At 56.0% G+C, this 12,931-nt stretch carries 12 protein-coding genes; 8 read left to right on the top strand and 4 right to left on the bottom strand.

Annotation, left to right across the window (positions count from 1 at the left end):
• Positions 1-48 precede the first annotated feature (48 nt).
• Positions 49-954 (top strand): LysR substrate-binding domain-containing protein, encoded by a 906-nt coding sequence (locus ACDI13_RS14090; protein ID WP_316989322.1) that lies wholly within the window; start codon positions 49-51, stop codon positions 952-954.
• Between the two features lie 29 nt (positions 955-983).
• Here the strand turns inward: ACDI13_RS14090 and ACDI13_RS14085 are convergent, their stop codons facing one another.
• The 4 genes from ACDI13_RS14085 to ACDI13_RS14070 all read right to left on the bottom strand — a co-directional run bounded on the left by ACDI13_RS14085 (position 984) and on the right by ACDI13_RS14070 (position 4,851).
• Entirely contained in the window at positions 984-2,171 is a 1,188-nt protein-coding gene (locus ACDI13_RS14085; protein ID WP_316989323.1) for an acetate/propionate family kinase, read from the bottom strand.
• Positions 2,168-3,157, bottom strand: coding sequence for a phosphate acetyltransferase (locus tag ACDI13_RS14080; RefSeq protein ID WP_316989324.1), 990 nt, complete (start codon positions 3,155-3,157; stop codon positions 2,168-2,170). Before ACDI13_RS14080 ends, ACDI13_RS14085 begins: the two co-directional genes overlap by 4 nt.
• Positions 3,158-3,404: 247 nt before the next feature.
• Complete coding sequence (locus ACDI13_RS14075) at positions 3,405-3,872, bottom strand: nuclear transport factor 2 family protein (RefSeq protein ID WP_316989326.1); 468 nt, start codon at positions 3,870-3,872, stop codon at positions 3,405-3,407.
• 61 nt (positions 3,873-3,933) lie between these two features.
• A complete protein-coding gene (locus ACDI13_RS14070; RefSeq protein ID WP_316990634.1) occupies positions 3,934-4,851 on the bottom strand; it encodes a LysR substrate-binding domain-containing protein in 918 nt (305 codons plus the stop codon).
• 97 nt (positions 4,852-4,948) lie between these two features.
• Here ACDI13_RS14070 and ACDI13_RS14065 point away from each other — a divergent pair, with 97 nt between their 5' ends.
• The 7 genes from ACDI13_RS14065 (at position 4,949) to pyrF (ending at position 12,856) form a co-directional block, all read left to right on the top strand.
• On the top strand, positions 4,949-5,650 hold the full coding sequence (locus ACDI13_RS14065) for a pirin family protein (protein WP_316990635.1): 702 nt from the start codon (positions 4,949-4,951) through the stop codon (positions 5,648-5,650).
• Between the two features lie 852 nt (positions 5,651-6,502).
• Entirely contained in the window at positions 6,503-7,645 is a 1,143-nt protein-coding gene (locus tag ACDI13_RS14060) for a GGDEF domain-containing protein (RefSeq protein ID WP_316990636.1), read from the top strand.
• Positions 7,646-7,763: 118 nt separating this feature from the next.
• A complete protein-coding gene (gene iaaH, locus ACDI13_RS14055) occupies positions 7,764-9,191 on the top strand; it encodes an indoleacetamide hydrolase (protein WP_316990637.1) in 1,428 nt (475 codons plus the stop codon).
• 325 nt (positions 9,192-9,516) lie between these two features.
• Positions 9,517-9,804, top strand: a complete 288-nt coding sequence (locus ACDI13_RS14050; RefSeq protein WP_316990973.1) for a co-chaperone GroES — start codon at positions 9,517-9,519, stop codon at positions 9,802-9,804.
• Between the two features lie 34 nt (positions 9,805-9,838).
• Positions 9,839-11,485, top strand: a complete 1,647-nt coding sequence (gene groL, locus ACDI13_RS14045) for a chaperonin GroEL (protein ID WP_316990974.1) — start codon at positions 9,839-9,841, stop codon at positions 11,483-11,485.
• A 154-nt stretch (positions 11,486-11,639) separates the two neighbouring features.
• Positions 11,640-12,023 (top strand): diacylglycerol kinase, encoded by a 384-nt coding sequence (locus ACDI13_RS14040; RefSeq protein WP_316990975.1) that lies wholly within the window; start codon positions 11,640-11,642, stop codon positions 12,021-12,023.
• 5 nt (positions 12,024-12,028) lie between these two features.
• Positions 12,029-12,856: an orotidine-5'-phosphate decarboxylase gene (pyrF, locus tag ACDI13_RS14035; protein ID WP_316991133.1), complete on the top strand. Its 828-nt coding sequence runs from the start codon at positions 12,029-12,031 to the stop codon at positions 12,854-12,856.
• The last annotated feature ends 75 nt before the right edge of the window (positions 12,857-12,931 follow it).

Raw genomic sequence — 12,931 nt, 5'->3', positions numbered from 1 at the left:
AGTCATTCCTAACTAGAATGACCTAACGTTTTCCCTTAACAAGCCGGCATGTCCATTCCCAAACGTTTTCTGCCTCCCATGCACGTCCTGATTGCCTTTGAAGCCGCCGCACGGCTGGGCAGCTTCACGGCAGCAGCGGGCGAACTGAATCTGACCCAAAGCGCCGTCAGTAGACAGATCAGGCTGCTGGAAGGAATATTGGGCGCAGACCTTTTCGTCAGAGAGCGCCAGACAGTTCGTCTGACTCACGCGGGCAGCACGTACGCCCAAGAGCTCAGCGATGCACTTCGACGTATTGCTAACGCTACCCTGGGGTTCAAGGCCAATCCGCACGGCGGAACGCTGAACCTGGCCATCTTGCCCACATTCGGGACACGTTGGCTTGCTCCCCGACTGCCAGCATTTGTGGCCGCGCATCCAGGCATCACCCTCAATCTGCTGACGCGCCTGCAACCGTTTGACTTTCACATGGAAAATGTAGATGCCGCCATTCATTACGGCCTGCCCGACTGGCCGGGGGCGAATCTGGATTTTCTGATGCCAGAAACCGTGGTACCAGCCTGTAGCTCCGCCCTTCGCGAGCACTATCAGTTCCAGACGGCCGCCGACTTGCTCAAGGCACCTTTGCTGCATCTGGTCTCAAGGCCCGATGCCTGGGAGCGTTGGTTCAAGGCCAACGGTGTGGAAAACGCGCATATTCACGGCATGCTGCTTGATCAGTTTGCGCTGATTACGCAAGCAGCGATCTCCAACCTGGGGATTGCCTTACTGCCCACGTTTCTGTTCAAGCAAGAGCTGAGTCGGGGAGACTTGGTCCTGGCGCTGGACTCACCCTGCCTGAACACGGAGGCTTACTACCTGGCCTGTCCAGCCGGACGCCGCGACTATCCGCCATTGATCGCATTTCGACAATGGCTGCAAGCAGAAATCGCGCGTGAGCACGCCCCGGCCTGACGCCGGGGCTTCAAACCGCCACGGTGGGGCTATGACCTTTTCCGCACCAGAGCGAGAGATTGCTCGGCAATGATCCGCTCTTCGTTGGTTGGAATGACCAGAACCTTGACCTGACTGTCGTCTGTTGAAATGACGGTTTGTCCTGACAGATTACGCGTCGGATCAATCTGCACGCCCATCCACTCCAGGTGCTTGGCGATGCCTGCGCGAATAGATGGACTGTGCTCGCCAATCCCCGCCGTGAACACCAAGGTATCCAGGCCCTTCAAGGCCACGCACAAGCCCGCCAGATTTTCAGCCGTGTGGTAGCAGAAGTAGTCCACCGCCAGTTTGGCACGAGGGTCATCCGAGGCTTCCAGCGCACGCATATCGGCTTGATCGCCAGACAAGCCTTTCAGACCGGATTGGGTGTAGAGCACGGACTGGATCTCGTCGTGCTCCATGCCCTGCTCCAGCATCCACAAGACCACACCGGCATCCAGACGCCCTGGACGCGTGCCCATCGGCAAGCCATCCAGCGCCGTAAAGCCCATGGTGGTGTGAACGCTGCGGCCTTCTTTCAGGGCGCAAGCCGAGGCCCCGGAACCCAGGTGGGCAACGACAACACGCCCGTCGGCTAGCGCGGGGAATTGCCCACGCAGGTGCTGAGAAATATAGTGGTAGGACAAACCGTGGAAACCGTAGCGGCGCACGCCCTGCTCAAAGAAACGCTCCGGCAAGGCAAAATGCTGTAGATACGGGACATGCCCTTGGTGGAAGGCCGTGTCCAGACACGCTACCTGAAAAATTTCCGGGTAATGTTCAAAGATTACGCGAACAGGGGCCAGATTGTTCTGCTGATGCAGTGGCGCCAGAGGCGACAGGCTGTCCAGATATTCCAGCACCTGCGGCGTCAAAGGCACACTGCTGTCATAGCGAGCGCCCCCATGCACGATGCGATGGCCCACCGCAATAGGTCGACCATCCACATGCTCCAGCAACCAGCGTGCCACCAAAGCCTGAGCCGTATGCAAGTCCTTGGCCTGTTCACCATCCAGGTCCTGCTTGACCATGGATTGACCTTGCGCATCCTTGACCTTGAACGCAGGCTGGCTGCTGCCAATACCCGAAACCTGTCCCCCAAATTCAAAATCCAGTTGGTCACCCGCCTGAACCTTGTACATATGAAACTTCAGGCTGGAGCTACCTGCATTGATGACCAGAATCTGCTCGCTCATGAGTGCCTGGCCTCCACAGCCACTTTACGCTCCAAATAACCGGCGTAAATGCTGGCAACAGCGCAGGAGGCCATGCGGGTCTGGGCGCTATCGGCACGGCTGGTCAAAATAATCGGCACGCGTGCGCCCATCACAATACCAGCGGCCTGCGCACCGGACAGGAAGGTCAGGTTTTTAGCCAGCATATTGCCCGCCTCCAGATCAGGGGCCACCAGAATCTGCGCCTTGCCCGCCACCGGCGACACAATCCCTTTAATACGCGCCGCTTCGGGGCTAATGGCATTGTCCAGCGCCAGGGGGCCATCCAGCACACCGCCCGTAATCTGACCGCGATCAGCCATCTTGCACAAGGCAGCCGCTTCCAGCGTGGTCGGAATTTTTTCTGTGACTTGCTCGACCGCAGACAAAATAGCGACCAGCGGCTTACCCAAGCCCAGACCGTGGTGCAGATCAATGGCGTTTTGCACGATATCTGCCTTGGTGCTCAGGTCGGGGAAGATATTGATGGCACCATCCGTCACAAACAAAGGCTCGGAATAACTGGGTACATCCATGATGAAAACATGGCTCAGACGACGGCCCGTACGCAAGCCTTTGCCCTGTGTGCAGAGCACGGCCTGAATCAGCTCATCCGTATGCAGGCTGCCTTTCATCAACAACTGCGCGCGTCCAGCCAGCACTTCTTCTACGGCCCGCTCTGCCGAGGCATGACTATGAGGTGTATCGATCAAGGTCACCCCTTCCAGGCTGAAACCATGCTCTGCCGCCACGGCATGCAAACGGGCCTGCGGGCCAACAAGAACGATCTCGAACAGGCCTTGGGCTCGTGCCTGCAAGGCAGCTCCCAGAGACACATCGTCGCAGGGATGAGCTACCACACAAATTCGACTGGTCTCTTTGCGCGCCTGCTCGATCAATCGGGAATAATGGCTGGAAGGCCCAGTGCGATCTATAGCAGCCGTATCCAGGCCAGCAGGGTGATTCATGATAGAGAACTCCTTGGAGATGAACGAAGCTAAGCTAACACTAAACCATTTATCAGCCTGCCCGTCTTTGATGGCGAACAGAGAAACATCAACATTTTGCCCATCATTCTTTTAAGTACGTAATGAATGAGGGATAAAGCTTCAAGATTTAAAAAAATCCGGTTTTGCAAAGCGCAAACCGGACTTTTATTTTTATGGCTGTTTATTCATCACGATAGCCCAGATCCGCCAGTATCCGGGCCGGATGTTACAAGCCTAATTCACTCAGACTGGGATGCTCGTCGGGACGTCGGCCCAAGGGCCAATGAAATTTGCGCTCGGATGGGGTAATGTCCAGATCGTTAATGCTGGCATGGCGCACCGCCATATAGCCATGCTCGTCAAATTCCCAATTTTCATTTCCGTAACTGCGCCACCACTGACCGTATTCATCTTGCCATTCATAAGCAAAGCGCACGGCAATTCTATTTTCATGCCAGGCCCAGATTTCTTTAATCAAGCGGTATTCACGCTCTTTTTGCCATTTGCGTTCTAAAAAAGATTGAACCTGATCTCGCCCCTGCGGAAACTCGCTGCGATTGCGCCAGCGCGTATCCACGGTATATGCCTGCGAAACCTTGACCGGGTCACGACTATTCCAGGCATCCTCGGCGGCACGCACTTTCTGGCGGGCACTCTCCAGATCGAAAGGTGGCAAGGGAGGACGTGTATCCATAGTGATCTCCTAGAAAACAAGAGTGGACCAGACAGTCTAGCGGCAAAACGTAAGCAGTCTCTTACTGGCCGGTATCGGCCCAGGTTGCCTGTTCAAATCCCGCGACCAGAAAATCGATAAAGGCTTGCACACGCGTCGGACGAGATCGGCTCGGTGGGGTCAGCAAATGCAAGGTCAGACTGGGCAGGTGCCACTGTGGCAACACAACTTCCAACTGACCTTGCTCGACCATATCGCCCAGCAGAAACTGCGGCAAGACGCTAAGCCCCAAGCCCTGTAGCAAGGGCGGAATCAAAGCCTGGGCGTTGTTGACCTGCAAGGCGCATGGCACGGTTTGGGAGTAATACTCCTGTCCTTGCTGAAAGCGCCAGACACTGCCGCGTCGCTCGTAGGCGTAGCGCAGGCTCATATGCTGGGCCAGGTCGCTGGGGTGGGCGGGTCTGCCGTATTTGGCCAAATAACTGGGGGCGGCAACCAGACGCAAGCGCAGATTGCACAGACGGCGCACCAGGAGGCTGGAGTCATCCATGGCCGAGATGCGCAAGGCCATGTCAAAGCCCTGTTCAACGATGTTCACCTGGGCGTCGTTAAAGTGCAGGTCCAGCAGGACGGCCGGGTGCTTTTCCATGAAAGCCGGCAGCAAGGGAGCCAGATGCTCCAGTCCAAAGGACATGGGAGCAGCAATCTTGATACGGCCTTGCAAGCTTTCTTTTTGATCCCGTGCCAAGGCTTCGGCGCTTTGCCCGGCAGCCAGAACGGCTTGGGCCTGTTCCAGACTGGCTTGCCCGGTTTCTGTCAGCGACAAGCGTCGAGAGGTTCGGTGGAACAGGGACACCTGCAGTTGTTTTTCCAGCCGTGTGATTGCCTTGGAGATAGTGGGCTGGGACAGTCCCAGGGCTTCAGCGGCCTGGGCAAAGGAGCCGGTTTCCGCCACGGTGGCAAAAATGGCCCATGCTTGCAGATCAGGAAGTGTCTTCATGTCAATTATGGAATGAATTCTATGCTATTGATTCTATTTTATTCAATCAGCAAGACGCCTAGAATTCTTTTCAGTATCCAATACTAAGGAGCGCGTCATGATTGAACATCGGCCTTTTCATAAACTGGGCGGTGCCAACCACGGTTGGCTGGACGCCAAGCACCATTTTTCTTTCGCTAATTACTACGATCCCGCTCGCATGAGCTGGGGTGCCCTGCGTGTCTGGAATGACGACACGATTGCATCCAACACCGGGTTTCCGCCTCACGATCATGCCGATATGGAGATCATCACGTATGTGCGTGAAGGGGCGATCAGCCACCAGGACAGTTTGGGTAACAAGGGGCGTACGGAAGCGGGCGATGTGCAGGTAATGAGCGCCGGCACGGGTATTCGCCATGCGGAATACAACCTGGAAAGCGATACGACACGAATTTTCCAGATCTGGATTCAGCCAGAGCGTCGTGGTTTGCCACCTGCCTGGGGAGCCAAGCCTTTCCCCAAGGATGAGCGTTCGGGGCAGTTTGTGGCCCTGGCCAGCGGTTTCGAGGGTGACGCGGAGGCTTTGCCGATTCGTGCCCAGGCTCGTGTGCTGGGAGCGACCTTGAAAAAAGGTCAAAGCACAACGTTGTCTTTGTCTGCCGAGCATCTGGCTTATCTGGTGCCTGCCACGGGGCGGGTTGTGGTGAATGGTCTGGAACTGAATGCGCGTGATGGGGCGGCGGTTCGCCATGAAACCATGCTGGAAATCCTGGCACTGGAGGATGCTGAGCTGGTGCTGGTTGAGACAGCGCAGTAAATCTTTGGCGAGTGACTTGGGAAATAGGGGGGAGCTTGGGTGGCTCTCCCCTTTTTCTTTTTTTGTTCTGCTGTTCTGTTGTTCTGTTATTCAAGAACTAAACGCGGGTAAGAGAAGATGCTTGTTTTTTAAATGTCATATGTCGGCTCAATGATTGAGCAAACTAGCTAGGTCGCGTAGAGAGCCAGGCGGATGGCTTATTCGGTACTCGGCCTTGTCAGAAAGACGCCGCTTGGCGCCCTGTCAGGGTATCCGGGCTGAGCACTTGCCGGTGCTGCGCACCGGTGCCCTTGTCAGTTCTGAAATCCGGGCGCCCTGTGAACTCGCGGGGTGGTTCGTCCCCCGGACGAACCACAAGCGCCCCGCTCAAACAGCACAGGGCTTGCATCCCGGACTCCAGAACCGACCGCGGCAAGTACTCTGAATCGCCCCAAACACCCTGACAGGGCGCCAAACGGCTGGCATCGTAAGCCAAGTAAGGGCGAAACGTAACGGTGATGCCACTTTTCGGGCTAATTAGTGATGGCTTCAGGAGGGGGGGGTTATGGTCCGGTGTCTTGCCATGAAAAATGTCGCGGGGAGTGGGCTGGCCCGGCTGTCTGTTTTTGGTCTTGGTTTGGAAAGTATTTCTGATTTTTGTTTAGCCTAGATAAACAATCCTCCCTTTTGTCTCTCCTCCCCATTCTGCACAGCCTTCCCTTAACGGGAACCGGCTCATAAAACAGATCAAAACCGCTTTTTTTCTCTGGGTAAACTGTTTGTTCTCAATTGATAAGCGCCTGCCTTGCAGCAATATCGTTACAATTGTTGTAACGCCCATCTTCCATTTTTCTTAATGCACGCGAACACACCGTGTCCTCATCCAGCCAGTACTTTGTTCTAATCGTCCCGGCCTGTGCTGCATTGCTGGGCGTCGTGATGATCTACTGCTGGACCCGTCTACGTGATCATCGTTACTTGCTCTGGATTGCCTCGGGGTATATCTTCACGGCTATCCCTATGGGGATCCACAGCTTGATGCCCAATGGACAATTGGCACGCTGGACTGTGCCCTTGTCGGCAATGTATTTGTTGGGTGTCTGGGCGTTATCCAACGGTGTCGCGTTACGATTTGGCGGGCGCGCTCCTCCCAGAATAGCTTGGGCGATCATGTTCATCACGCTGGGACTACTTTTTTATTTCTCCCAGATAGATGATGACCTCTGGCTACGGTTACAGATACTGAACTGGAGCTTGGCCCTACTGGTCGCTTTACCCGCCAGGCCGATTCTATATAGCAGGCGCACCATTCCTTTGGCAACGCTGTTGCGAGCCTCTTATCTGACGGCTCTGCTCTATGCTTTTATGCGTGTATTTGCGCTGGCCACACTTATCCCGCGCGAAATGCAGCCAGAGCTGACCCAATCCGGTTTTTGGCTCTTGATGCTGGCTGCCAATATGTTCATCAGCATCTGGGTCGCGCTGGCTATTTTGACCAGTACGGCCATGTCGATTGTGCAGACCCTGGATCATGAGCGCAGCCGGGATCCTTTGACCCGTTTGCTGAATCGTCGTGCGTTTTTTGAGCAGGTCAAAAAACGCCTGGAGCTGTATGGACATAACGGCTGGGCAGTCATGATCTGCGATCTGGACCACTTCAAGATAGTCAATGACACCTGGGGCCATGCGGCGGGGGATCGGGCTTTGAGGGAGTTCGGGGCTTTGCTGGCCCGCATGGTACGACAAGATGATTTGGCGGCCCGCTTTGGGGGAGAGGAGTTTGTCTTGCTGATACGCAGCGCCAGCTTGCATACCGCCGTACTGATTGCCGAGCGTTTACGCAGCAGTGTAATGAATCTGCATATCCCCGCCACATCACACACACTGACAGCCAGCTTCGGTGTGGTTCAGCTAAACAGCCATGGCGACATCAATCAGGCCATTGAACAAGCCGACCGACTTTTGTATGAAGCCAAGCATGCTGGCCGCAACCAGGTCATTTGGAAGGCTTCCTGAGTTATTCCGCCTGCTTGCTGGTACCCTGACAGTCTCTTTTTCAAGACAGCCCTTAGAGGCTGAATGATCGAACTATCACAGACAGGGGCTGTTCACGCCCCCCCCCCCCGGAGACTCCATGTCACTTAGCGAACTTAGCGCCAGCGAACTACTGGCAGGTCTGGACAAAAACCAGTTCAGCGCCCGTGAAATTGCCGACGAACTGCTCAAGCAATCCCACAAAATGGCCCATTTAGGCGGTCTGGCACACTTGAATTCGGAACTGTTCTACCAGCAGGCCGATCAGTCCGACGCACGCCGCGCCCGTGGCCAAGCCTTGGCACTGGACGGGGTGCCTTTGGTGATGAAAGACAATCTGAACACCACGGACATGCCCACCACCTCCAGTACCGGCGCCCAGCAAGGCCGTCTGCCGCTGCAAGATGCGGGTGTGATCACACAATTGCGCAAGGCCGGTGCCGTGCTGCCCGCCAAGGCCGTAATGCACGAGCTGGCTTTTGGTATTACGACCAATAACGCCACCACAGGCCCCAGCCGCAACCCATATGACCCTACCCGCATTCCCGGTGGTTCTTCCGGTGGCACAGCAACAGTTGTGGCAGCTCGTCAATTTCCGGCTGGTTTGGGCACGGATACCGGCGCATCAGTGCGTCTGCCTGCGGCGCTTTGCGGTCTGTATGGGTTCCGCCCTACGGTGGGTCGTTACTCGGGCCAAGGCATTGTGCCTTTGTCCCCTACCCGTGATACAGCAGGCCCCATGACTCGCAGCCTGGCGGATATCAACTTGCTGGACAAGCTGCTCTGCCAGAAAGCCCCTTCTATCATTGCCACTCCTTCTTTGAAGGAACTGCGTCTGGGTGTACCCCGTGACAGCTTCTGGAAAGAGATGGATGCTGGTGTGGCAGACGTCACCCTGGCGTTTCTGGATGATTTGCAAAAAGCGGGGGTCACGCTGGTCGATGTAGACCTGTCTCCGGTTCTGAAAATCAATGCCCGCGTCGGCATGCCGATTGTGCTGTACGAAACCTTGCAGAATCTGCCTTTATACCTGGCCGAAAATAAGTACGGTATTGGCTTGGACGAGCTGATTGCCGGTATCCGCAGCCCAGACGTGAAAGAGATCTTCGATGCCATTACGGGCGACTACACCATCAGCCAGGAAGCCTACGAAGAGGCGCTGCATGTAGACCGCCCCCTGATGCAGCAAGCCTATGCAAACTTGCTGCGCCAGTCCAATGTGAGTGGCTTGATCTTCCCGACCAGCCCGCTGACTGCCTGCCCGATTGGCGATGATGAAACCACCATGATGAACGGCAAGGCGGTACCTACGTTCAACACCTACATTTCGCGCACCGACGTGGGATCAAACCTGGGCGCACCGGGCATTTCCCTGCCTATCGGCCTGTCGGGTGGTTTGCCCGTGGGGATGCTGATTGAAGCGGGCATCGGTGCGGATGATCAGTTGCTGGCTCTGTGCCGGGCGATTGATCCTTTGCTGCCAGCGACACCTGCGCCCGATTTGAGCCCGCGTCCTGCGACGGCTTAATTCATCGCCAACGCTGCAAGCTGAATGACGGTGCCCACAAAACAGCTTCAGTTTGAAAAAACAGGCCGGCTTCCTCAGAAAGTCTAGCCTGTTTTCTTTTCGACCAATCTCCATCGCAAGGCCTCCCCTGTTCTTGTCTACACCACGGCCAAGCGGATACAAGCCAAATCACGCCCCAGGACAAATATGTAACAACCCGAGCTTGGTGCTCTTGAAATTAGAAAAGTCGTCCCTATAATTAGCACTCGAAGGGGTTGAGTGCTAAAACGCCTCGCCCCCAAAATCGGACCAACAACTAAAGTCATCTTTAAACAGGAGTTTCTCCATGGCACTGCGTCCTTTGAACGATCGTGTGATCGTCAAGCGTCTGGACAACGAACGCACCACCGCTTCCGGTATCGTTATCCCCGAGAGCGCGACTGAAAAGCCCGATCAAGGCGAAATCCTGGCCGTTGGCCCCGGCAAGAAAGCCGAGGACGGCAAGGTTCTGCCCTTGGATCTGAAAGTCGGCGACAAAGTTCTGTTTGGCAAGTACTCCGGCCAAGCCGTCAAGATCGACGGTGAAGAGCTGCTGGTGATCCGCGAAGAAGAAATCTTCGCCGTGATCGAATAAGTACCGCCAACGAAAATTCAATAGGATTCACACCATGACCGCAAAACAAGTTTACTTCGGCGACGACGCACGTACCCGCATCGTGCGCGGCGTTAATGTTCTGGCCAACGCTGTTAAGACCACCATGGGCCCTAAAGGCCGTAACGTCGTTCTGGACCGCTCTTTCGGCGCTCCTACCGTGACTAAAGACGGTGTGTCCGTTGCCAAAGAAATCGAACTGAAAGACAAGTTCGAGAACATCGGTGCTCAACTGGTTAAAGAAGTTGCTTCCAAGACTTCCGACAACGCTGGTGACGGTACCACTACCGCTACTGTGCTGGCTCAAGCCATCGTTGAAGAAGGCCTGAAGTTCGTTGCCGCCGGCATCAACCCAATGGACCTGAAGCGCGGTATCGACAAGGCCGTTGGCGTTGTGGTGGACGAGCTGCGTGAACTGTCCCGTCCTTGCACCACCAGCAAAGAGATTGCTCAGGTCGGTTCCATCTCCGCCAACAGCGATCACTCCATTGGCGAGATCATCGCCAATGCCATGGATAAAGTGGGCAAAGAAGGCGTCATTACCGTTGAAGACGGCAAATCGCTGGACAACGAGCTGGACGTGGTTGAAGGTATGCAGTTTGACCGCGGCTACCTGTCCCCTTACTTCATCAACAACTCGGACAAGCAAGTTGCTGTTCTGGACGACCCGTTTGTGCTGATTTTCGACAAGAAAATCTCCAACATCCGTGATCTGCTGCCCGTACTGGAGCAAGTTGCCAAGACCAGCCGTCCTTTGCTGATCGTTGCTGAAGACGTGGAAGGCGAAGCCCTGGCGACTCTGGTTGTGAACAACATCCGTGGCATTCTGAAGACTACCGCTGTCAAGGCCCCTGGCTTTGGCGATCGTCGCAAGGCCATGCTGGAAGACATCGCTATCCTGACTGGCGGTACCGTGATCTCCGAAGAAACCGGTATGTCCCTGGAAAAAGCGACTCTGGACGACCTGGGTCAAGCCAAGCGCATTGAAGTAGCCAAAGAAAACACCACGATCATCGACGGCGCTGGCAACGGCACCGACATCGAAGCTCGCGTGAAACAAATCCGCGTTCAGATCGACGAGTCCACTTCCGACTACGACCGTGAAAAACTGCAAGAGCGCGTGGCCAAGCTGGCTGGCGGTGTTGCCGTGATTCGCGTTGGCGCTGCCACCGAAGTCGAAATGAAAGAGAAGAAAGCCCGCGTTGAAGACGCCCTGCACGCTACTCGCGCAGCCGTCGAAGAGGGTATCGTTCCTGGCGGTGGCGTTGCACTGATCCGTGCCCGCGCAGCGGTTGCCCAACTGAAAGGCGACAACACCGACCAAGACGCCGGTATCAAACTGATTCTGCGTGCTATCGAAGCTCCTTTGCGCACCATCGTTTCCAACGCCGGCGAAGAAGCCAGCGTGGTTGTCAACCAAGTGGCCAGCGGCACCGGCACCTACGGTTACAACGCGGCTACTGGCGAGTACGGTGACCTGGTCGAGCAAGGCGTTCTGGACCCAACCAAGGTAACGCGCACCGCTCTGCAAAATGCAGCTTCGATCGCCAGCCTGTTGCTGACCACCGAAGTGGCCGTGACCGAAATCGTGGAAGACAAACCTGCTCCAGCCATGCCCGACATGGGTGGCATGGGCGGCATGGGTGGTATGGGCGGCTTCTAAGCCATACATCAGCACCCCGATCCGGGCGGAAATTGATCACTTCTGCCCGGATCGCCACGCTTTTAGTACAAAAACCGGATGGATTTTTCCATCCGGTTTTTTTTCGTCCAAGCAAACCCCTATAATCAGGACACTTCAATCTGCAGCGTCCTTCATGTCAGACTCTCCATTCAAAAGCAAAGGCGGTTTTGGTCGCCTGTTCAATGCCCTGCGCTATTCCAGCCAGGGCCTGGCCGCTGCCCTGCGCCACGAGGCGGCCTTTCGCCAGGAACTGATGCTGGCTGCCATCCTGACCCCACTGGCCTTCTGGCTGGGGCAAAGCCCGCTGGAGATTCTGGTCTTGCTGGCCACGCTCGTTTTTGTACTGGTGGTGGAGCTACTGAACTCAGCCCTGGAAGCCCTGGCTGACACCATTACCCTGGAGCACCACCCCTTGATCGGGCGGGCCAAGGATCTGGCCAGTGCTGCCGTGCTGCTGTCCCTTATTTTTGCTGGTGCCGTCTGGCTCAGCTTTTTGTATAGCCGTTTACTTTCCTGATTCCCATGACATTCATAGAAAAACTGAACCGTGCCTGGACGGACAACCAATCCATGCTGATGGTAGGGCTGGACCCAGACCCCGCCCGCCTGCCTTTGGAGCTGGCCAGCAAACCCGGCGCGATTTATGAGTTCTGCAAAGCGATTGTGGACGTCACCGCCGACTACACCTGTGGCATCAAACCGCAAATTGCCTACTTTGCCGCTCAGGGTGCCGAGGATCAGTTGCAAGACCTGTGCGACTACATCCGCAGCCGCTACCCTCACCTGCCCATCGTGCTCGATGCCAAGCGTGGCGACGTAGGCTCAACCGCCGAGCAATATGCACGCGAAGCCTTTGAACGCTACCGCGCCGATGCCGTCACGGTCAGCCCCTACATGGGCTTTGACTCGGTAGAGCCGTATCTGGAGCACAAGGACAAGGGCGTGATCGTGCTGTGCCGCACCTCCAACCCTGGTGGCTCAGACCTGCAGTTCATGGAAATGGCGGATGGCACGCCGCTGTACCTGCACGTTGCCAGCCTGGTAGCAGAGAAATGGAATACCAACGGCCAATGTGCTTTGGTGGTGGGCGCCACCTTCCCTGATGAAATTGGCAAAGTACGCGCCCGTATTGGCGATATGCCTTTGCTGGTGCCCGGTATTGGAGCGCAAGGTGGTGATGTGGTCGCAACGGTTGCCGCCGGTATGGACTCCCAAGGCAATGGCATGATGATCAACTCTTCGCGCGCCATCCTGTACGCCAGCCGTGGCGATGACTGGCGTGATGCAGCGCAGGCTGCGGCAATTGCAACGCGCAATGCGATTAATGACGCACGCAACAAGCAGCGTTGATTGATGGCCCTCCCGGCTTGTTAAACAAGTCCGGGGGTCGCGACAGCGACAGCGACAGCGACAGCGACAGCGACA

It is taken from the genome of Alcaligenes faecalis, from assembly GCF_041521385.1.
Lineage (GTDB): Bacteria > Pseudomonadota > Gammaproteobacteria > Burkholderiales > Burkholderiaceae_B > Alcaligenes > Alcaligenes faecalis_E.
Note: the sequence above shows the minus strand (reverse complement) of the source record. Positions and strands in the feature narration are given on the sequence as shown.